Annotated in this window: 17 protein-coding genes and 1 riboswitch; of the genes, 13 read left to right on the top strand and 4 right to left on the bottom strand. The window is 37.8% G+C overall.

The window, feature by feature from the left end; all coding sequences use genetic code 11:
- Nucleotides 1-64: 64 nt before the first annotated feature.
- A riboswitch (cobalamin riboswitch) is annotated at nt 65-249 on the top strand.
- 226 nt (nt 250-475) lie between these two features.
- The 12 genes from ACPWSR_RS03365 (at nt 476) to ACPWSR_RS03310 (ending at nt 14,182) form a co-directional block, all read left to right on the top strand.
- Entirely contained in the window at nt 476-3,232 is a 2,757-nt protein-coding gene (locus ACPWSR_RS03365; protein ID WP_426350291.1) for a hypothetical protein, read from the top strand.
- 114 nt (nt 3,233-3,346) lie between these two features.
- Nucleotides 3,347-3,931: a cohesin domain-containing protein gene (locus ACPWSR_RS03360; RefSeq protein ID WP_426350290.1), complete on the top strand. Its 585-nt coding sequence runs from the start codon at nt 3,347-3,349 to the stop codon at nt 3,929-3,931.
- A gap of 1 nt (nt 3,932) precedes the next feature.
- On the top strand, nt 3,933-5,069 hold the full coding sequence (locus ACPWSR_RS03355; protein WP_426350289.1) for a DUF4430 domain-containing protein: 1,137 nt from the start codon (nt 3,933-3,935) through the stop codon (nt 5,067-5,069).
- 2 nt (nt 5,070-5,071) lie between these two features.
- Nucleotides 5,072-5,962, top strand: coding sequence for an energy-coupling factor transporter transmembrane component T (locus ACPWSR_RS03350; RefSeq protein WP_426350288.1), 891 nt, complete (start codon nt 5,072-5,074; stop codon nt 5,960-5,962).
- Nucleotides 5,935-7,644 carry an ABC transporter ATP-binding protein gene (locus ACPWSR_RS03345; RefSeq protein ID WP_426350287.1) on the top strand — a complete coding sequence of 570 codons (1,710 nt, stop codon included), beginning with the start codon at nt 5,935-5,937 and terminating at the stop codon, nt 7,642-7,644. Before ACPWSR_RS03350 ends, ACPWSR_RS03345 begins: the two co-directional genes overlap by 28 nt.
- A complete protein-coding gene (locus ACPWSR_RS03340; protein ID WP_426350286.1) occupies nt 7,617-8,357 on the top strand; it encodes an ECF transporter S component in 741 nt (246 codons plus the stop codon). The genes ACPWSR_RS03345 and ACPWSR_RS03340 overlap by 28 nt, the downstream gene beginning before the upstream one ends.
- A 685-nt stretch (nt 8,358-9,042) precedes the next feature.
- Nucleotides 9,043-10,023, top strand: coding sequence for a hypothetical protein (locus ACPWSR_RS03335; protein WP_426350285.1), 981 nt, complete (start codon nt 9,043-9,045; stop codon nt 10,021-10,023).
- Nucleotides 10,016-10,912 carry an ABC transporter substrate-binding protein gene (locus tag ACPWSR_RS03330; protein ID WP_426350284.1) on the top strand — a complete coding sequence of 299 codons (897 nt, stop codon included), beginning with the start codon at nt 10,016-10,018 and terminating at the stop codon, nt 10,910-10,912. The genes ACPWSR_RS03335 and ACPWSR_RS03330 overlap by 8 nt, the downstream gene beginning before the upstream one ends.
- Complete coding sequence (locus ACPWSR_RS03325) at nt 10,909-11,904, top strand: FecCD family ABC transporter permease (protein WP_426350283.1); 996 nt, start codon at nt 10,909-10,911, stop codon at nt 11,902-11,904. The genes ACPWSR_RS03330 and ACPWSR_RS03325 overlap by 4 nt, the downstream gene beginning before the upstream one ends.
- Nucleotides 11,894-12,697 (top strand): ABC transporter ATP-binding protein, encoded by an 804-nt coding sequence (locus ACPWSR_RS03320; RefSeq protein WP_426350282.1) that lies wholly within the window; start codon nt 11,894-11,896, stop codon nt 12,695-12,697. Before ACPWSR_RS03325 ends, ACPWSR_RS03320 begins: the two co-directional genes overlap by 11 nt.
- Complete coding sequence (locus ACPWSR_RS03315) at nt 12,690-13,160, top strand: hypothetical protein (RefSeq protein WP_426350281.1); 471 nt, start codon at nt 12,690-12,692, stop codon at nt 13,158-13,160. The genes ACPWSR_RS03320 and ACPWSR_RS03315 overlap by 8 nt, the downstream gene beginning before the upstream one ends.
- Nucleotides 13,161-13,237: 77 nt before the next feature.
- Nucleotides 13,238-14,182 carry a hypothetical protein gene (locus ACPWSR_RS03310; RefSeq protein WP_426350280.1) on the top strand — a complete coding sequence of 315 codons (945 nt, stop codon included), beginning with the start codon at nt 13,238-13,240 and terminating at the stop codon, nt 14,180-14,182.
- Nucleotides 14,183-14,344: 162 nt separating this feature from the next.
- Here the strand turns inward: ACPWSR_RS03310 and ACPWSR_RS03305 are convergent, their stop codons facing one another.
- The 4 genes from ACPWSR_RS03305 to ACPWSR_RS03290 all read right to left on the bottom strand — a co-directional run bounded on the left by ACPWSR_RS03305 (nt 14,345) and on the right by ACPWSR_RS03290 (nt 19,154).
- Nucleotides 14,345-15,541 carry a NupC/NupG family nucleoside CNT transporter gene (locus ACPWSR_RS03305; RefSeq protein WP_426351346.1) on the bottom strand — a complete coding sequence of 399 codons (1,197 nt, stop codon included), beginning with the start codon at nt 15,539-15,541 and terminating at the stop codon, nt 14,345-14,347.
- Between the two features lie 206 nt (nt 15,542-15,747).
- The gene (locus ACPWSR_RS03300; RefSeq protein ID WP_426350279.1) at nt 15,748-16,665 is read right to left on the bottom strand and encodes an AEC family transporter; all 918 of its coding nucleotides are present in this window, start codon (nt 16,663-16,665) and stop codon (nt 15,748-15,750) included.
- A gap of 241 nt (nt 16,666-16,906) precedes the next feature.
- A complete protein-coding gene (locus tag ACPWSR_RS03295; RefSeq protein ID WP_426350278.1) occupies nt 16,907-18,019 on the bottom strand; it encodes a M20 family metallopeptidase in 1,113 nt (370 codons plus the stop codon).
- A 262-nt stretch (nt 18,020-18,281) separates the two neighbouring features.
- Nucleotides 18,282-19,154 carry a LysR family transcriptional regulator gene (locus ACPWSR_RS03290; protein WP_426350277.1) on the bottom strand — a complete coding sequence of 291 codons (873 nt, stop codon included), beginning with the start codon at nt 19,152-19,154 and terminating at the stop codon, nt 18,282-18,284.
- A 155-nt stretch (nt 19,155-19,309) separates the two neighbouring features.
- Between ACPWSR_RS03290 and ACPWSR_RS03285 the strand changes: the two genes are divergently transcribed.
- The gene (locus ACPWSR_RS03285) at nt 19,310-20,347 is read left to right on the top strand and encodes a YeiH family protein (RefSeq protein WP_426350276.1); all 1,038 of its coding nucleotides are present in this window, start codon (nt 19,310-19,312) and stop codon (nt 20,345-20,347) included.
- Nucleotides 20,348-20,652: the final 305 nt, after the last annotated feature.

The raw sequence follows: 20,652 nt of genomic DNA, 5'->3' as shown, positions 1-20,652 counted from the left end.
AAGTTTTATAAATATATAATATAAATCTTTTAAATATCATATGTATATGTTAGAATAAGCTTACAATTTAATAGCTACAGTTGGTTATGCTTTGGCATATTAAAAAGGAATCCGGTGAGAATCCGGAACAGTCCCGCTGCTGTAAATGGTGACGAAAGCCGTTATAATCCACTGCACTTTAGTGTGGGAAGGAAACGGTTATTAGAATGATCCATGAGTCAGAAGACTTGCCTACTGTACCAGTAGTCCAATGGTTTCGAGGAAAACTAATGACAAAAATTAGCGGTGTTTCTGCATTCTGCAGTACTGCTTAAATTTGTGTTATTTGAGTTCCCGAAACCGGAGCTCTTTTTTTATGCAAATTTTAGCAGGAGGTGAGAGAATGTGCGTGGACACACTAAAGGACTTTATTAACTCCACTTAGATTTATTTTTGATAATTGTTATGTTATTAAGATAAATTGGGAGGAATTATTATGAAATTATTTAAAAAGAAAATGCTTTGCTTATTTACTGCACTGATGATTATGCTGCAGCTTATATCTTACACTGCTAACGCTTCCACAGGGAGTGTAGGAAATACCGAGGATGGATATGTTGTCATTGCCTTTGAAGGCTTAACTTTGGGACAGGGCTATTATGTGGAGCCTACGCTGTACAGCTATGGAGAGATAGCTGAAATATTAGATGGAAGTGTAGATGAAGATAGACTTACTTCTGCAGATGTTACTAATGCGGTGCTGAAGGATAAGGGGATCAGTGTTAATGAAACTGAAGGTAATTATGATATGGGATTATATTTATCCACTCTTTATGGCGTTGATAAAGGCGAGGTAAATATACCACAGGTGCTTGTTGATAATGGTGTAACTGCTGACGATGGAAACAGTAATCAGTGGCTTGGAGAATTTGACTATAGCTTTATGTCTGGATGGATGTTTACCCTTGATGATTCCCTGGCAACAGCAGGGGCTACTGAGTGGTATCTTGATAATAATGAAAGCGGCAAGACTTCCTACGATGGAACCCATGTTATTAGATGGATGTTTACTCTCTCAGGCTTTGGTTCCGATTTAGGTATATCTTCAGGATGGGGAAATGAAGCATTATATGAAGGAGCTGATAAGGGTGAGCTTTATAAGCTCTATGCTGAAATCAATAAATATGCTCCTGAGGTATTTGTAGAGAATAAGGAAGTAAAGACAGCTGCACTTTCTGTTATGGAAACCATAGATGCTACTCAGGCATCAGTGGATTCCGCTACAAAAGCACTTCTTAGTGCTTACAACGATTACTTAGGAGGAAATGAGGAAGTTGAGAAGGGTCAGGATGTTTCAGCTGTCCTCAATCCGGCTTTAGCTAAGCTTGCAGCTACGGTTACTGAGCCTAACTTTGGCACCTCAGCTGGTGAATGGTCAGTGCTTTCCCTTGCTCGTGGAGGTTATTATGACCTTAACAATAGCTATTTTTCCGATTACTATGACAGAATCGTAAAAACAGTTAATGAGACAGCAGCTTCAATAGCTCTTGATGGAAAGCTCCATAAAGTAAAATCTACAGAAAACTCAAGGCTTATCCTTACTCTTGCTGCCATTGGTAAGGATGCAACAGAGGTTGGTGACTATAATATTGTAGAGCCACTGTCTGACTTTACTTGGGTGCAGAAGCAGGGGTTAAATGGTCCTGTATTTGCATTGATTGCACTGGATACCTATGGTTACCAGGTTGCTGATACCGATGGAATATCAATTCGTACTAATAGCATCAATTATATATTGAGCAAAGAAATTGATGGTGGTGGTTGGGCGCTATCAGGTACAACTCCTGATCCAGATATGACTTCAATGGCTCTTCAGGCCCTTGCTCCATATTTTAATGAGAATACAGAAGTAAAAGCTGCGGTAGAAAGAGGAATTAAGGTTCTGTCAAATATTCAAAATGCAGAAGGTGGTTATGCCTCCTGGGGTACTGTAAATGCAGAAAGTATCGCCCAGGTAATAGTTGCACTAACTTCCTTAGGAATCAATCCCGATACAGACAGCCGTTTTATTAAAAATGATAGTTCACCTATAGATGCTATTATGAAATTCTACGATAAGGATAATTCTGCCTTTAAGCATGTTCTAAATGGTAAGGTAGATGCTATGGCTACAGACCAAAGTGTTTATGCACTGGTTGCTTATAATCGTTTTAAAAATGGAGAAACCTCTCTTTATGATATGTCTGATGTGAAGCAGGGAAATCCCCCAGTGGAGGAGGATGACTTTAAGGAAGTCACAGCAATCCTCAGTGCTCCTGCCATGGTAAAAAGAAGTAAAGGTACAACCTTTAATGTGACAGTATCCTTATCTGACTGGGACAGCACAAAGGATTATAAGCTCATGGATGCTATTATGACTATCCCAGAGGGAGTAAAGGTAACTAATGTTACTATGGGTAGCCGTGCAGTAGGAGGAAATGTACACTATTTCCTTGAGGAGGATACAGGTAAGCTTCGGATAGCTTATTACAATGATAAGTATGAGAATATAACTGTTTCTGGTACAGCATTTCCTGCAGAATATTTTACAGTTTCTCTTGAAATAACCGATAGCTCTGTTTCCGATACACTTAACTTTGCTCTCAGTGGAATGTCTTTTAAAATTAATTCCGATTCTACTGCTGAGGATTCAATGCATGTTATAGATACTGCTACTGCAAGCAGTACTACAAAGGTAGAGCTTAAAAATGAAGGGAAAGCATATGCCTACCAATTATATGCTGGTGATGGGGTGGACTTAATACCAGAGGATCTCCAGGCTGTGGCTGTGTTGATAACAGAAAATCATGAGGCTATATCCTTGACTTATACCGATGGTACAGCGCTAAAGTATTCACCTCAGCTTACAGAAAAAACTGGTGTTAACACTTATGTAGCCATGTTCTCCACAGAGGTAGTTTTATCAGACCTCAGTAATATTGAAAATTACAAAATAACAGAAGAAGTATCTCCTGGCTCAGTTCTCTTTGGTGATGGTAATTACGATGGTGTAGTAAATGCGCAGGATGCACTTGATGTAGTAAATGCTTGGCTTCGTAAGAGTGATGCTCCAGAGGATGATGAAATACTTGCTATGAATATCAATGGAGATTCTCGAGTTAATACCTTCGATACCTTAGGTGTTGTTGATTATTTTGTAAATGGCACAGAGCCTATAATAGTCTCTTTTGGTACTAGCTTTAAAGCAAACTAATAGAAAGGAAAGGCAAGGGTTTCCTCTTGCCTTTTATGTATAAATATGAAAAAGTTAAAAAAATTTTGGTCATCATTAAGCAGGAAGAAAAAAGTATTATTTTGCAGTATTTCTGTGGCTATTGTAGCCGCGCTTTTTTCTCTATTTATTATATTTCGTGATGAAATTGAAGAGATAGTATTCAGGACACCAAATATTCAGGTAGAGTCTTCAGGAAAACTAAGTAGTACTAACTCTGAGCCTTTCCTTCTTGATGTAACACTATCCAATATGCCCGAAAAACAGCTATTTCCTGCGGCAAGCCTTTCTATAACCTTTGATTCTTCAAAACTAGAATTTTTAGGAATAGAGGAAGGGAACATTCTTATTTTAGGAGATGAGAATGCTTCTGGCAGTAATCTTGCTCTACCAATGTGGGAGGTAAATACTGAGTACAGCAATAAAACGGGGAAAATCAATATACTCTATCTAGATTCTACAGGAGGTCGTTACTCCTTTTCCTCTCAAGGTTTTGAAAAAGATAAACAAGATGTATTGGTCAGACTCTCCTTTAAGCTTAGGGGTAGTGCTCTACCAGGAGATATTTATGATCTAGTTATAGTTGATGGAGTATTGGCAGCCTCTGACTCAGAGAAATCACTGGCTGTAGTGAAGGGTACTCTAAAAACTATCGACGGAAGAATTGTTGTGGGGGAATGATATGAAAAAGAAAATAGCCTTTCTAAATATATTGATTTTAATTTGTTTTCTATTTCTAACAGGATGCTCTTCCTTTGGTGATGAGGTTACTCTCAGTTCCACTATTGAATTAGATGAAAGTGGGGTTGTAGATGCTGAGATTTTTGAGGCTCTAAAAGAGGAAAATTCCGTTATCACCATTATAGGGAATGATGGTGAGGTAAAGTATAGCTGGACAGTATTTGGCTCTGATATTACTAGGCCAAATGACCTGAATATGGGAGTTTCCGTAGATATTTTAGATGATGAGACAGTTTCTATAAAATTAAGTAGTGAAGAGGATTTTGGATTTTCGCCTGTGCTATCCTTATATGTTCCAGAAGAGTGGACTTCAAAGACTGCTACAGTTTATGACTCTAAGGGTAATAGTATAACTGGTGCTTCCTTAACTAGCGGTAATCCTACTATAGTGAACTTTACAGTAAAAACCTTTGGTAGTGAGCTCATGGCTAAAGGGGATAAGAATCCAGAGATTGCTGAATCTGATAAAGACAACTCCTCTCAGGGAGATAAGGTAGATAACAATAGTAAAGAAACAAATAATCAGAAGGGGAATAAAACAGAGAAGGATGAATATCTATCATCTGCAGAGAGTAAAAAGGATAAGTATCTCACGGATCCGATTCCAGAAGGCAAACCAAAGCCAGTGGAGCCTGAAGATACTACAGTAAATGATAAAAAGAGCTATACAGCTACCTTCTTTATTGAGTGTTCCACCATATTTAATAATTTGGATAAGCTTGATTCATCTAAGCTGGAGGTTCTTCCCTCCAATGGGATAATCCTTGAAAAGCAGACGGTTACCTTTTATGAGGGAGAGTCTGTCTATGATGTTCTTCTAAGGCTTTGTAGGGAAAAGGGCATACCCATGGAGGCTTCCTGGACGCCTATCTATAATAGTGCTTATGTAGAAGGAATAAATAATCTATATGAATTTGATTGTGGAGAACTATCGGGATGGATGTATAGGGTTAACGGTTGGTATCCCAATTATGGCAGCAGCCGCTATCAGCTTAAGGCTGGTGATGTGGTGGAATGGAGATACACCTGCGATTTAGGAAGGGACGTTGGTTCTGATTGGAACCTAACAGGGAACTAATCATGAGAGATAGCTTTTCCTCAATACATCCCATAATTAACTTTTATTTCTTTTGTGTGGTACTAACTATCACTATGCTGGTGATGCAGCCTATATTCCTTGCCACTTCCCTCTTCTCCGCTGCCTTTTATGCTATATATCAAAAGGGAAGGAAAGCATTGAAATTTCAGCTCTGTGCAGTACTTCCATTAATAATCCTTATGGCTATTTCTAATCCTTTGTTCAACCATGCAGGGGTGACAATACTGTTCTATCTCTCTAATGGTAATCCAGTGACACTAGAATCGGTGGCTTATGGAGCATCTGCTGCAGTAATGTTTGCCTCAGTGATTATTTGGTTTTCCTGCTATAACAATGTTATGACCTCCGATAAGTTCATTTATTTATTTGGAAGGATTATTCCTTCTCTTTCTCTACTTCTTTCCATGGCCTTAAGGTTTGTACCAAGATTTAAGGAGCAGATAAAGGAGGTAACATCGGCTCAAAGAATGATAGGGAATTATGTCTCTAAGGGAAATGTGCTAAAAAGGGTAATATGTGCTATGAAGATTCTATCAATCACTGTTACCTGGGCCTTGGAAAATGCTGTGGTTACCGCTGATTCTATGAAGAGCAGGGGCTACGGCCATAGGGGAAGAACGGCCTATTCCATATATAGTTTCTATACTAGGGATAAGCTCTTGCTGGCAGCTATGGTCCTGTTAAGTGTTGGATTTATAGGATGTCTTTTGTCTGGAGCAATTTATATGAGATACTTCCCCTCAATTAAACAAAATCATAGTGGAGTGCTAGCTATAGCAGGCTATGTTTTTTATGGAGTGTTTTGTAATATCCCTATGCTCTTAAACCTAAAGGAGGAATATACATGGACATCATTACAGCAGAAAATTTGAGCTTTTCATATCCAGACTCTACTAGAAGTGCTCTAAATAATATTAATCTAACCATTGAGGATGGGGAAATTATGCTTATTTGCGGAGGTTCTGGCTGTGGAAAAAGCACCCTGCTCCGTCATTTTAAATCGGTGCTTACCCCCTACGGAAGTAGGGAGGGAAGGGTTTTGTTTAAAGGAAGACCCTTAGAGGAATACGATTCTATGGAGCAGTCTCAAAGAATTGGTTATGTCCTTCAGCATCCAGAGGATCAGATAGTGACAGATAAGGTGTGGCATGAGCTTGCCTTTGGCTTGGAGAATCATGGAGTAGACCAGGAAATAATGAGGCTCAGGGTAGGAGAAATGGCTAGTTATTTTGGAATACAGCAGTGGTTTCATAAGAGTGTAACAGAGCTTTCTGGTGGGCAGAAGCAGCTTCTAAGCTTGGCATCTGTTATGGCTATGAGTCCTGAGGTGCTAATCCTCGATGAGCCCACCAGTCAGCTTGATCCCATAGCTGCTTCGGAGTTTTTAAATACCTTAAAGAAGCTAAATCAAGAGCTTGGATTAACTATAATACTCTCAGAGCACCGCCTAGAAGAAGCTCTTCCTTTAGCTGACCGGGTAGCTGTTATGGATAGTGGAAGACTAATAGCTTGTGGTGCACCGAGAGAGGTAGCTCTTACACTTAAAAGCAAGAAGCATCCTATTTTCCAGGCTATGCCTACTCCTGTCAGGGTTTTTGGAGGGATTTCTTTTAAAGGAACCTGTCCCCTTACAGTTAAGGAAGGCCGTAGGATGCTTCAAGCTTGCATAGATGAGAGAGAAGCAGAGAATTGTTGTGATAGAACTTCCGTAGAAGATAAAGAAACTAATGAGACTACAAGTGATAGTACTCCAATGAGGAAGGATTCAGTTCTTCAATTAAAGGAATGCTTCTTCCGTTATAGCAGGGAAGGAGAGGATATTATAAAGGGGTTATCTATGGACCTTTATTCTGGTGAAATTCTGGCTCTTGTGGGAGGTAATGGTGCTGGGAAAAGTACAGCCCTTTCACTGCTAGCAGGGGAAAATAAGCCTTATAGAGGTAAGGTGATTGTACAGGGAAAGGTTGAAAAGACATGTTTTTCTCCCTGGGAGTTAGGTATTGGAGCCCTCTGTCAGGATCCTAGAAGTATTTTTGTAAAAAACACTGTGGAAGAAGATCTTAAGGAGATGCTCCAGGGAAAGAAAATCCCTGAGGCGGAAAAGGAGGAAAGGCTTAGGACTGCAATTGCCGCTATGGATATTGAACCCTATTTGACAATGCATCCCTTTGACCTATCAGGAGGGGAGCAGCAGAGAGCTGCCATTGCAAAGCTACTTGTAGGTAAGCCAGATATCCTCCTTTTAGATGAGCCTACTAAAGGAATGGATGCTGCTTTCAAAAAGAGCTTTGGAAAGCTTCTTCGGAGTCTAGCTGATAAAGGAAAAGCTATAGTTGTGGTATCCCACGATATTGAGTTTTGTGCAGAGTTTTCCACTAGGTGTGGATTGTTTTTTAATGGCTCAATAATATCAGAAAATGCGCCAAGAGCTTTTTTCAGCGGCAATCATTTTTATACTACCTCAGCTAACCGTATGGCAAGACACTTGTTTCCAAAGGCAATACTACCGCAGGAGGTGATAGAAGCATGCAGCCAACAGCTCCAAGAAGGATAAAAAAAGATGCTCATCTTCCTCACCGCACTATATTTGCAGCACTATTAATATTAATTGCTATTCCCTTGGTTATATTTTTAGGAATAGTGGTGTGGGATGATAGAAAATACTATATTGTGAGTCTCATGATTATTTTTCTTTCCATGCTTCCCTTTGCTTTTAAGTTTGAAAATAGAAAGCCTCAAGCCAGAGAGATAGTTATTCTTTCCGTTATGGTGGCTATTGGAGTTGCAGGAAGAGCTGCCTTTTATATGCTTCCTCAATTTAAGCCCGTGGTAGCCATAGTGATTATCACTGGGGTTGCCTTTGGAGGAGAATCAGGCTTTATTACTGGTGCCTCCATTGGCTTTATTTCAAATTTCTTCTTTGGACAGGGACCCTGGACACCTTGGCAGATGTTTGGCTTTGGAATTATAGGGTTTTTAGCTGGAGTTCTCTTCTCTAAAGGAATTTTAAAAGCAAAGCTAGTGCCTTTATGCATATATGGAGGTTTATCTACCTTGATTATTTATGGTCTTCTATTGGACTCTGCTTCGCTATTTATGTTCTCTTCAACGATAACCTGGCAAGCTCTCTTAACTATGTTTTCCTCCGGTTTAGTATTTAACCTTATTCATGCTGCAGCAACGGTAGTATTTTTATTTCTGTTGTCAGAGCCTCTCCTTCAGAAGCTGGAGAGAGTTAAGAAGAAGTTTGGTATTATGGAGGCATAACATTGAGAAGGCTATAGGTATAATAAGTATAAAGAATGGAGTCTTATCCTTGATAAATAGGATAAGGCTTTTTGTTATGCCCTTGATTGTTATTTTATTTACAAATATTGGATTAATATCTATAATTATACTTGGAGATTTTTATTCATCAATCTCCTAGGCGTAATAGGTAATTATATAAAAGACATATTTTCTCATAAATCATTATAGGAGGGCAAATTATTATGGAAATATTAATTTCGTACGGACCAATTATAATTGTCTCATCAATAGTAATAGGTATAGTGGCAGTTCTAAAATTAATTAAGAGTAAAAATAAAAAGTAATAGTGAATAGAATTATAGAAGTAATAGTAAACAGTTATAACAAGAAAAGTTCTTGGTGTGTTTTATATAATTAAATTAAATATTTTTTAATAATTAATGTATTTTTGTTGACAATGTGTCGATATATATGTTAAATTACTAACTGTTAAAAGAAGTGCTTTAATCAAAGCACTTTTTTTAGATAGGGTAGTTAGTTATAACTAACTACCGAAGAGCTGATATTTAATAAGCATTGATGACTTGAAAAAATGTATATATTGGAACAAAAGGCCGAGAAATCGGCTTAATTTAAAGGGATTGAGTTAGTCTAGACTAACTATCGTTAACCACATACTTTACTATAAGGAGGAAACTATTAAATGTGGAGATTTAAAGAAAAGGCCTTAAAATATATTGCCGTTATAATGATGCTTTCAGTTTTTATGAGCTTTGGTACTGTTAAAGCATTTGCATATACCTATGAGGATTTGCCTGAAGGAACCTATAGGGTTAACTCTAGTCTTAGCTGCTATGTAAATGCCATGGGAGGAGTTGAATTTGGGGCTCCATTATTGAAAGCTTCAGAGGTTCATGTTTCTGCTAATGGTGAAAAATCTATGACTCTATACTTTACCAAGAGCTCTGTGACCATATATAACATAACCTGTGATACCTTTATAGATGCCTCTCCTTCTTATGTTACTGAGGATAAAGGAGTAAAAAGTGGAACCATTGGTGTTTATGATGCCTCTGGAAGGCTTATAACAGACAAGGTTTCTTATACCCTTAGCAGTGATACAGCGGAAAATGCACAGAAGGAAAAGGTAAACTATGTAGATTCCATTACATTTCCTATATCCCATAAAAGTGATAGCTACAATCTGACCTTCTATATCAACAGCAATGTTATGGGTGTTCAGTTTTGCAATAGCATTGGAGGTTCTTCTTCCTCTTATCCTGCAACCTTAAAGGTTGATTGGAACAGTCTTCCTACTAAACCACAGGATGCAGTAGAAGAAAACACTCAAGAAACGGTTACAGATAAAGAAAATGTAGTTGTTGATAGAGGGGAGGAAGCTGTAGATAAAGTAGAAACAACTGAAGATAAAGAAAAACCAGTTTTAGATAAAGAGGAAGAGTCAGAGGATAAAAGCTCCGGTAATGTAGAAGCCATGGATGGACTTAACATTTATCATGCTGATGAAGATGCGAATGTAGAAGAAGTAAAGGATAAAGAGATAAATTATCTAGCTTTTTATAATTTGCCTGTAATAATGATAACCGGTTGTGTTGCAGTTATGGTGATAATCATCGGAATAGTTCTAGTTATTATGAGTAAAAGAGGAGAAAAGAATGTTTAAAATAGGAAAATTACTTTTGCCTGTATTAGGCATAATGCTTATGGCTACGGGGTGTGCCTCAGCTCCACAGAAGGCTTCTGGAAGCGCTACAGGAAAGGATATGAAAATTGTTGCTACCTCTGTTGCCATCTGTGAAATACTTGATGAATTAGGCTTTGATAATGTTATAGGTATACCAGAAACCTCTAACAGTATCCCAGAAAAATATGCAAAGCTTACAACTGTTGGTTCTCCTATGAATCCAGATTTAGAGATCATTAAAAGCCTATCACCAGACCTAGTGCTTTCTCCAAAGAGCTTAGAAGCTAGTCTTTCAGAAAGCTATAGGGCAGCAGGAATAACCTCGGCTTTTCTGGATTTAAGTAGTGTTGAAGGTATGTATAGTGCTATTAATTCTCTTGGAGAGCTACTTCATTGCCAAGAGGCAGCAAAAAGATTAAATGATGATTATAAGACCTATATAGAAGGCTATAGAGAGGGAAGTGAAGAGAAGAAGGAAATACTTTTACTTATGGCCTTTCCTGATGGATTTTATCTTGTAGCAACGGAAAACTCCTATGTAGGTAATCTAGTGAAGCTTGCTGGAGGTAATAACGTTTATGATTCCTCCTATAATGGCGATGAAAACGGATTTGTAAATATAAATCCTGAAGATATAGTTCAGAAGAAACCAGACCATATTTTTGTCTTTGCTCACTATGCGGAAGAGGATGCCTTTAAGTTTATGGAACAAGAATTCTCTAGCAATAAAACATGGCAGTATTTTGAAGCAGTGCAGGAAGGAAAAATATCTTATCTTCCTTCAGAGTATTTTGGTATGAGTGCTACTCTATCCTGGACGGATTCCTTGGAATATCTTAGTCCAATTTTTAAGGGTGAGTCAAAATGAAGATAACAAGGAAAAAAACAATAATAGCTTTTCTGTTAACCCTATGTATTTTATTGATAGCATTTTTTGTGGCCATGAATACAGGAGGACTTAATGTAACGGTAGAGGAATTATTTCGAGGCTTGTTTATTGAATATGATGAAAGAGTAGCAATTATTTTAGAGCTGAGATTCCCTAGAATTATAGTAGCTATCCTGGGAGGGGCAATTATGGCAATGTCTGGTGTATGTATGCAAGCGGTTATGAGAAATCCTCTTGCGGATCCAGGAATCATCGGTATAAGCTCAGGAGCAGCCTTTGCAGCGGTAATTGTTTCATCATTTTTTCCAGCTCTTGCCCCCTTCACTCCTATTTTTTCCTTTGCAGGGGGAATGATTGCATTCTTTGTGGTGTATGCTCTGGCATGGAATAAAGAAATCAGCCCTATAAGACTTATTTTAACGGGAATTGCAGTAGATGCCTTCTTTACAGGCTTGTATCAGGCTTTTAATGCTTTTACAGGCAACTCCTATACAGGAGCAGCAAGCATTATTAATGCCAATATTTCTCTCAAGACCTGGGAGGATGTCTATGTACTTTGCATTTATGCAGTGATTTCTCTTGTCCTTGCTGTCTTGGTAGCTGGTAAGTGTAATCTATTATCACTGTCAGATAAAACAGTTATAGGACTAGGAGTAAATATAACAAAGGTTAGAATGATAATTTCTATAGTAGCAGTATTGATGGCCTCTGTATTTACGGCAATGGTAGGGGCTGTGAGCTTTTTGGGGTTAATAGTACCTCATATTGCAAGGCTGCTAGTGGGAAGTGATCACAAGAAGCTTCTTCCTTACAGTGCTCTCCTTGGCTCGGTTATCTTTCTTATTGCTGATACCCTTGGAAGAGGAATAGCTTATCCCTATGAAATCAGCTCAGCAATTATCATGGCAATCATAGGAGGGCCCATGCTGATTATTCTTTTGAAAAGGAGCGGTTTAGTGTATGGAAAATAAAAGTCAATTATCTGTGGAAAATTTGACTTTTTCCTATGATAAAGAAAAAGAGATACTCCATGGAATATCTGCTTCCTTTTCTAATGGGAAAATTACTGCAATCCTTGGCCCCAATGGCTGTGGTAAGTCTACTCTTCTGAACCTTTTATCAGGTGTCCTTAAGCCAAGCTCTGGGAATATTACCTTAAAGGGTTGTGATATTCGTGAGATAAAAAGAACAGAGGTGGCAAGGAATATTGCTGTTGTCCATCAAAAAAATAGGGCTCCTTCAGATATTACTGTGGAGAATCTTGTCTCCGCAGGAAGAACACCTTATAAAGGATTCTTTAAAGGCTCTGATAAAGTGGAGGATCAGAGGGCAATTGAAAAAGCCTTGAGGGATACAGAAACTCTAGAATTTGCAGAAAGGCCTATTTCAGCCCTTTCTGGTGGTCAGATGCAGAGGGTTTGGATGGCCATGGCTTTGGCGCAGGAAACAGATATTTTACTGTTGGATGAAATCACTACATTTCTTGATATTCACTATCAGCTTGAAATACTCCACTTAATATCAGAGCTGAACAGGAAAAATGGCACAACAATTTTAATGGTCCTTCACGATATAAACTTAGCTTTTGAGTTTTGTGATGAAGTAATAATCATGAAAGAGGGGAATATTATCGCCCAAGGGGATATCAATAGGGTAGTAGATGAAGAAATACTGAAGGAGGCTTTTGATGTATCAGCAAAAATTCTTACTATTGATGATAAAAAGCAGTGCATCTTCAGCCGGATTGGAGGAATAAATGCATAAGAAAAAAGAGCTTGCAGGTTATACAATGATAGTTTCAGGTATCACAGCATTAATCTGTGTTCTGATTTTTTTAGTACTGGGATATCAGTTTATACTAAAGCCGAATATAGAATTTGAAGCACAGCAAAGCCTAAATCAGGCTCAATATGCTGGTGCATCTATAACAATTCCAGGCTTTGAGGAATGGAATATAAAGGCCGGAGAGACCAAGGTTTCATCGAATTTTTATAATCCAGAGGATAATCAGTGTTATTTTGTTTTGTCTGTAACATTAGATGAGACTGGAGAAGAGATTTATAAGTCAAAGTATCTAAAACCTGGACAACATCTTTATGAGGTTGAACTGAAAAAAGCATTATCAAAGGGAAGCTATGAAGCTACCCTTCATTACAGTACCTTTACAATAGATGACAATACACCTATGAATGGAGCGGATGTTCCTTTTGTATTGATAGCTAAATAAATTGGACTCATAAGCGAAATAAGCTTTGGGAATATATATTTTTTAAGCACATTGTGCAAGAAAGGAGTTTAATTATAATGAAAAAATTAAAATCCCTTATGGGTAAATTCGTAACTAGTGTAGTTGCAATGACATTAATAGTATCTTCAATGGCAACAGCTGCCTTTGCCACAGGTCATGAGGATCTTAATGCAGGAACTTATGAGGTGGAAGCAAGCCTAACTTGCTTTGTACAAGCTATGGGAGGTGTTGAATTCGGAGCACCTCTACTTACAGGTACAACCGTTGTTGTTAATGAGGATGGAACAGCGGATATGACACTTTCCTTTACAACTGATAGCATGACAATTTATGGTGTTGCTTGCGAAAATTTTATAGATGCTGATGCTGGACAAATTGGATATTTTGATGGCTCTACATGGAAGGATGCTAGCTATACTAAGAGCAGTAATACTATTGCAAATAGTGCTGGTGAAGCAGTACATTATGTTGATACCATGACCTTCAGACTTCCTTCTGCTAGTGATACTTATGATTTATCCTTATACATAAATAGTAATGTTATGGGTGTTCAATTCGGTGGTGCAGATGCAAAATACAATGCAACACTAACAGTTAATTGGGATAGTGCTAAGGAAATAGGCCCTCCAGCAGAGACAGTACCTCCTACAGAGTCTTCAAGTCAGAGTTCAAAGGTTGAGCTTGTGGTAGAAGGAGGTTATGAAGTTGAGATTCCAGCTACAATAACTGTTGATGCTTCTACAAAGAAGGGCAATTATACTGTTGTTGCTAAGAACTTTGTAATTCCTGAAAAGGCATATGTTACAGTAACTGCAAGCAAAAGCGGTGCTTTAGTAAATGGAAAGGATTCCTTATCCTTCACTAACACTCTTGAGAACAAAAAGCTTCAAGCTACAGGGGACGAGCTTTCTGGTACTGTAGAAGTAACTACATCCCCTTCAAATCCTGGTAAATATGCTGGAACAATAGATTTTACAATAAACTATTACTCCGGAAACTAATTAGATCAGACATATAAAATAGAACCACCTGGTACTCTTGGTCTATATAACTATAGACTCTTGAGATGGGTGGTTATTTTATATTTATAGAAAGCTTCTCCTATCTGTAGCAGTAAATAAGTAGACTGATATTATAAGTTCGTGTTTTTCTTTATAAATCTATTAGAATAGTAGTAATAATCCAATTATCATTGCTGATAATGAGCTTACTAAAAATCCACCTATCATTCCTTTGAAGGCTATGTCTGATATTTCTCCTCTTCTTTCAGGGCAAAATATTGATATACCTGATATACATATACCTATACTTGATATATTTGCAAATCCTGCTAATGCTACTGACATAATAATTCCTGTTCTATAATCAAATGAATTTATTATACTTCCTAGCTCACCAAAAGCAACAAACTCATTTAATACCATCTTTGAGCCTAATAATTGGCCAGCAGTCAATACATGGTCTGGGTTTATTCCCATTAAGTATGCTAAAGGTGCAAAAACGTATGATAATATTTGCTGTAATGAAAAGCCTATTGTTCCTAAAGCACCATTAACTAATGCAACTAATCCAATTATAGCTATAAGTGAGCCACCTATCCCCACTGCTAATCTTACACCATTGGAAGCACCTTCAGATATAGCTGACATTATATTTCTATGGCCACCTTTTCTGTCCATAACAACCTCTTCTATTAATGCTTCTTTGTTAGTTTCTGGTATTAATAATTTTGAAACTATTATACTACTTAATGGAACTAATGCTCCTGCAATTAATAAGTATTCCATTGGTATTCCGAGACCAACATAGCCCATTAATACTGAAGCAGCCATGCTTCCCATACCTGATATTAATAATAATAGAAGCTCACTTCTAGTCATTGCGTGTAGGTATCTACTTACAAGGATTGGTGATTCTGTTTGTGATAAAAACATGTTAGCAACGGCAACAAAGCTTTCAACCTTACTAGTTCCGAATACCTTTTGTATCGCCCCACCTACTAACTTAACTATGAAGCTTATTACTCCTAGATAGTATAAGGCTGAAACTAAAGCTGCTGTAAAAACTATATTTGCCAGTACTGATATTGCAAATATGTATCCTGTACTTCCATCTGTTAATGCTCCAAAAACGAAGGATACCCCTTCAAATCCGTAATTCAGTACATTAGTTACAAAATTTGATACTACTTTTATTATATTTCGTCCTAATGGGAATTTAACTAATAAAAATGCAAGTACAAATTGTACTAATAATGCTTTTGCTATAAGTTTTTTATCAACCTTGCCTTTGTTTTCAGAGAAAAGATATAACCCGCCTATAACAACAATAATTCCTACAATGTTTAATAATAATGTCATGATAGTCTCCTTTATATTTCCACCCAAACCTAGCATATAATATCTATCTATACTTTTACTTTTTATAGTTTTTTTATACATTTATATTTTTAAAAACATCATAAAAATATCCTTTCATCAAAAAGACAAAAGGATAATATTAGTGTAAATTATATGGATATCTTTTCAGCCTCTCTGGACTAAGTTAAAGGTTTATTGTTTTTACATTAAAACAATATAGTGATTATTGGTATTGTGATAAAGGAAGCAAGGGTTGTTATAAAAACCCCTCTAGCAGCAAGCTCAGCGTCTTGTCCATATTCGTTGGAGAACATTACAGCGGTAATTCCCACAGGCATTGCGGAAATGATTACTGAAAGACCCAGTACAAAAGGATCAGTAATAAAATTTTTCAATAGCAGCCAGGTTATAAGGGGAAGGACAAGCTGCCTAACAAAGGTGTATAAGTAAACCCTGCTATCATTAAATATATTCCTTATAGGCATGGAACCTAGGGTTGAGCCTATAATCATCATTGCCATGGGGGTGGTGATATTTCCAACTAAAGATAAAGATCTGCTAAAGGCATAGGGTATAGGTATATTGGTTAAAAAGATTATTAAGGCAGCTGTTGCGGCAATTATTCCTGGGTTTAAGAGGAGCTTTAAATCCATCTTAACCTTTTTTTCTTTTTTACTATTCATTATATATACACCATAGGAATATAGGCAGATGTTAAACATGAGGTTAAATATTGATGCATAAAAAATTGCTTCATCTCCATAGATAGATGCTATAACTGGAAAGCCCATAAAGCCTATATTGGAGAACACCGTCATAAATCTATAGAGCTTATCCTCATTTTTGGGTATAAAGAGTACCTTGTTTAGGATTATAGCTATCAAGGGAAGTAACAAATACATCAATACAGCAATCAAGAGTATATAGTAAACCCTAGCCTTATCATCACTATTTCCCTGAGAAACAGAAGCGAGAATTAAAGCAGGGGAAGTAACTGTTAGGATAAGTCTTGAAAGCTTTCTATTCATTTCTAAGTCCAAAAGCTTCCACTTAAAGGCGCAAAAACCTAAGAGCATAAGGATAAAAAGCACAAACATCTCATTGAATATCATATTTTCGTTCATTAAAAGACCTCTGTATCATAATAAATTTATATAAGTATTATAGCATATTAAGGAAGTATTGCTTTTGTATCTTATTTTTTATATAAATATTATGTTGTGCATTATTGCATTTCTTTAAAGTAGAACCTCTTTAGCTGTAGTAATTTGTGCAAGGTGAGTGTATTCTTTTGTGGAAATAATTTTGACATGTTTGCACAAACGGAACATGTGGAGACGGTAATATTTGCTTGTTGATTGACATTTATCCTACCAATACGGAATTTACAAGTAGCGGTACAGCAGCATCCAGATATCCCGGTTCCACGGTGAATCTTGGGTTGTGCCAGCTTGCGCTTGTACCGTCCTGTTTACCGCTTCCTACCCAATAAAAGAAGGAAGATATGTGATCGCCGAACACAGCAAAGTCCTCCGAGCCTAGACACGGGTTTGTATCGGTTACATTATCCGCTCCAACAGTAAGCACTGCCGCAGTTCTTGCAAGCTCGGTAATGCCCTCTTTATTCACAACAGAAGGCACCTGAGGCAGCCACTTAAGTTCCCAGCTCACACCCATACCCTCCGCAGTAGCCTTGGCTATGCATTCCGCACGGTGAAGCAAAATCTCGTGAACCGTATCCTCAAGGCTTCTTGCACTACCTGTCATAATAACGCGTTCAGGAGCAAGATTGTCCTCCGTACCAGCGTGTATGCTGCACACAGAAAACACAGCAGCCTCGCAAGGGTCTACAGAGCGGCTGACTACCGTCTGCGCAGAAGTAATGAACTGCGCAGCCGCAGTGATGGGATCGCGGCAGAGCTGGGGCATACCGCCGTGGCCTGTTTTTCCCTTATATGTAAGAATAAAATTAGTTTTTCTAGCCATCAGTGGGCCACTGTGCACTGCTATCCTGCCCACAGGTATCTCGGGGCGGTTATGTATTCCGAAGAGACGTACCGGCAGCTGGGGTATTAGCTTCATCATTCCGTGTTCCAGCATTGCCTTTGCTCCTTCTGTCGTTTCCTCCGCTGGCTGAAAGATAAAGAGCACGTTGCAGGGAAGCCTGTCTCCCATGCGCTTTAACATATCGGCAGCTCCAAGGAGTGCAGCCGCATGATAATTGTGTCCGCAAAGGTGCTTCGGGCCTTCATCAGTTTCCACAGCGTCGATATCTGCGCGGAGGGCAACCGTTGTTTCGCGCCCGGCATCCAGATAAGCAAGTACGCCAGTGGGCATACCAAGGTTGATGATACGTATTTTGCGTTCCATAAGAAATTGACTTATAATCTCCGTTGTTCTGTATTCTCCAAAGCTGCGCTCAGGTACTTCAGAAAGTGCTTGTGCCATGCTTTCTGCTGTTTTTATTGACTGTAACATTTCTGTTTTCCTCCCTCTTTGGTTACCCTGTCACTTCAGGGCATCTAGGTCCTTATATTATTTATTGTAACGCATTTTCTTTTGCATAGATACCGCATGTTTTTAATGATTTGAATTTTGGACACCTTGGTGTGGACATGGGGTACAGTTCTCAATTTTGCTTGACCATAACAAATATACCTAATCCACTTAATATTACTATTAGAATTGGTAAGAATAAGAGTAATACTTCAGCAATATTTTTTCGAATACTACAAGCCTATTATATTTTTCTATTAGTCATAGGATGATTTTCAAAAAAAGCATCTGCATAGCTTCGAGCTGAGGTGTTCTTTAAATAAACAATGTTAAATTCATGGTCACCGGTGATGCTTTCTACCTGAAAAGTGCCAAAGTTATTGCTGTTTCCAATCACGGACTGGTAAAGGAAGCTTATGCCAAGGCCAGAGCTAACCAGCTCACCAATTAGCTTTAGGCTGCTAATGCAGGTAGTTTTGCTAAAGGAGCTGAGCTGAAAGCCAGCCATGGCAAGTTTATATTCTAAAATATCTCTTGTTCCAGAGCCTAATTCCCGGACAATTAACGTTTCATTTAGGATATCCTCTACGGACACAGTTTGACCATTTAATGGGTGATCGGCAGGGCATATTCCGATAAATGGCTCCATCCTAAGTAGATGATAATCATATTTGTCTTTTTGAAATATTCCTTCGATAACAGCAAAGTCCAGCTCATTATTCTCCAGCTTAGAAAGAAGTTCTCTAGTGTTGTCAACCAATAAGGAAATTGAATGGTCACTCCTTGAAAGATATGAAATAATGTAAGGACAAAGCACATAATCACCGATGGTCTTGGTAGCTCCAATACGCAGAGCTGTCTTAGGCTTTTTATTCATAGCTACCTGTAATTGTTCATAATTGTATTGAAAGGACATGGCATAGCTTTCTAAAAGTAGACCCTTTTCAGTTTTGTGGAGCCTTCTGCCATCGTAGTGAAATAGCTTTCCATTGTAAATTTGCTCTAAAGCCTGTATTTGCTTTGTTACGGCAGGCTGTGTTAAATGTAGCTCTTCTGCGGCGACACGGTAATTTAAGGTGCGGCAAAGGGTTAAAAAAGTAGTTAGCTTTTGATCCATGAATCCTCCATTGATTTCCTTGCTTTTTTATTCTTTAATTAATCCTTTGAAAGGGATGCCGATAAATTAATGTAATTGATACATTCCATTTAATAAATTTATTTTATCACTGGTGGAGGGTAAAATAAAGAAACAGAAGATGAGGAGGACGAAAGATGATAAAAACAAATGAAAGCCTAAAAAGCTATAGAATGGTATTACCTGGCTTTGCTATAGCAATTGTAATTGCCTTTATTGCTAGATTTCTAGAGGGGCTTCTTCCGGTGCATGTGATAGGAGCATCAGTGATAGCACTTTTTATAGGTATGACCATTAATTATATATGGAAGCCAAATAAGCTAACAACACCTGGAATAAAGTTTACGTCAAAAAAGATATTAAAATTTGCAATAATTCTTTTAGGTGCAAGCCTTAATATTACTACTATCCTAACTGTTGGAAGATATTCCATGACAGTGATGGTGTTTACACTGCTTTCCTGCTTTGGTGTAGGCTATTTTGTTGGTAGGGCCCTTAAGCTTAACTGGAAGATGTCAAACCTTATATCAGCTGGTACTGGAATTTGCGGAGGCTCTGCCATTGCAGCCATTGCTCCAGTGATAGATGCAGAGGATACAGATATAGCATTTGCTATGTCAGCTACCTTTCTTTTTGATATGGCGATGATTATATTATTTCCCATACTCGGTAGATGGCTAGGTCTTTCAGACATGGCTTACGGTCTGTGGGCAGGAACGGCAGTAAATGATACCTCTAGCGTGGTTGCCGCAGGCTATGCCTTCAGTGAAGCGGCAGGAGATTTCGCTACAATGGTAAAGCTCACAAGAACTCTGGTAATCATTCCTACGGTACTGATTTTTGCCTTTATTAATATCCGCCTTAAGAAGAAGGCAGCAGCTAATAGTGAAAATCCCTTGAATGTAAATATGAAATCTGTGTTTCCATGGTTCATTTTAGGATTTTTAGCCATGTCATTTTTAAATACCATGGGAATAATTCCTCCGGAAGCTGCTGTAGCTATGAAGAATCTAAGTAAGTTTTTGATGGTGGCTGCATTAGCGGCAATTGGATTAAATACAGATTTTCGTGATATGAAAAAATCAGGTTTAGCTCCAATGCTTCATGGATTTATAATATCTCTTTTAGTGGTCCTTGTGGCTATTGGTGTAGAATACATGATTGGAGTTGCATAAAGACTTTGTTTGCTAGCTATGAATTAATAGCTAGCTTTTTTACTTATATAGTACTTTTCACTTTTATAAGGCTTACAGGCTCATGTGATATTTTATATTTATCAATGACTAATGGTATTACTTGTTAAGCTACTACTAAAAGCCCCGATATATATGTGGATAATTAATAATCTGGTAACTTTGTAAAGTGTGATTACAATTTATTATATGTGGAAGTTATGGAACAAAACTGTTTATATATGTTAATTTATATCATATTATTAATATATATTGGTCTATGAGGAGTGCTTACGTAATGACTTTGT

Origin of the sequence: Alloiococcus sp. CFN-8 (genome assembly GCF_049943125.1) — a bacterium.
Taxonomy (GTDB): Bacteria; Bacillota; Clostridia; order Clostridiales; family Clostridiaceae; genus JAEXZL01.
The sequence above is the reverse complement of the archived record's forward strand: the minus strand, read 5'-3'. Positions and strand labels throughout refer to the sequence as shown.

Excerpts from the sequence above, each read along its gene's own strand:
- ACPWSR_RS03365 (WP_426350291.1), top strand. The coding sequence starts at position 476 with ATGAAATTATTTAAAAAGAAAATGCTTTGCTTATTTACTGCACTGATG.
- ACPWSR_RS03355 (WP_426350289.1), top strand. The coding sequence starts at position 3,933 with ATGAAAAAGAAAATAGCCTTTCTAAATATATTGATTTTAATTTGTTTT.
- ACPWSR_RS03350 (WP_426350288.1), top strand. The coding sequence starts at position 5,072 with ATGAGAGATAGCTTTTCCTCAATACATCCCATAATTAACTTTTATTTC.
- ACPWSR_RS03345 (WP_426350287.1), top strand. The coding sequence starts at position 5,935 with ATGGACATCATTACAGCAGAAAATTTGAGCTTTTCATATCCAGACTCT.
- ACPWSR_RS03340 (WP_426350286.1), top strand. The coding sequence starts at position 7,617 with ATGCAGCCAACAGCTCCAAGAAGGATAAAAAAAGATGCTCATCTTCCT.
- ACPWSR_RS03335 (WP_426350285.1), top strand. The coding sequence starts at position 9,043 with ATGTGGAGATTTAAAGAAAAGGCCTTAAAATATATTGCCGTTATAATG.
- ACPWSR_RS03330 (WP_426350284.1), top strand. The coding sequence starts at position 10,016 with ATGTTTAAAATAGGAAAATTACTTTTGCCTGTATTAGGCATAATGCTT.
- ACPWSR_RS03325 (WP_426350283.1), top strand. The coding sequence starts at position 10,909 with ATGAAGATAACAAGGAAAAAAACAATAATAGCTTTTCTGTTAACCCTA.
- ACPWSR_RS03320 (WP_426350282.1), top strand. The coding sequence starts at position 11,894 with ATGGAAAATAAAAGTCAATTATCTGTGGAAAATTTGACTTTTTCCTAT.
- ACPWSR_RS03315 (WP_426350281.1), top strand. The coding sequence starts at position 12,690 with ATGCATAAGAAAAAAGAGCTTGCAGGTTATACAATGATAGTTTCAGGT.
- ACPWSR_RS03310 (WP_426350280.1), top strand. The coding sequence starts at position 13,238 with ATGAAAAAATTAAAATCCCTTATGGGTAAATTCGTAACTAGTGTAGTT.
- ACPWSR_RS03305 (WP_426351346.1), bottom strand. The coding sequence starts at position 15,541 with ATGACATTATTATTAAACATTGTAGGAATTATTGTTGTTATAGGCGGG.
- ACPWSR_RS03300 (WP_426350279.1), bottom strand. The coding sequence starts at position 16,665 with ATGAACGAAAATATGATATTCAATGAGATGTTTGTGCTTTTTATCCTT.
- ACPWSR_RS03295 (WP_426350278.1), bottom strand. The coding sequence starts at position 18,019 with ATGTTACAGTCAATAAAAACAGCAGAAAGCATGGCACAAGCACTTTCT.
- ACPWSR_RS03290 (WP_426350277.1), bottom strand. The coding sequence starts at position 19,154 with ATGGATCAAAAGCTAACTACTTTTTTAACCCTTTGCCGCACCTTAAAT.
- ACPWSR_RS03285 (WP_426350276.1), top strand. The coding sequence starts at position 19,310 with ATGATAAAAACAAATGAAAGCCTAAAAAGCTATAGAATGGTATTACCT.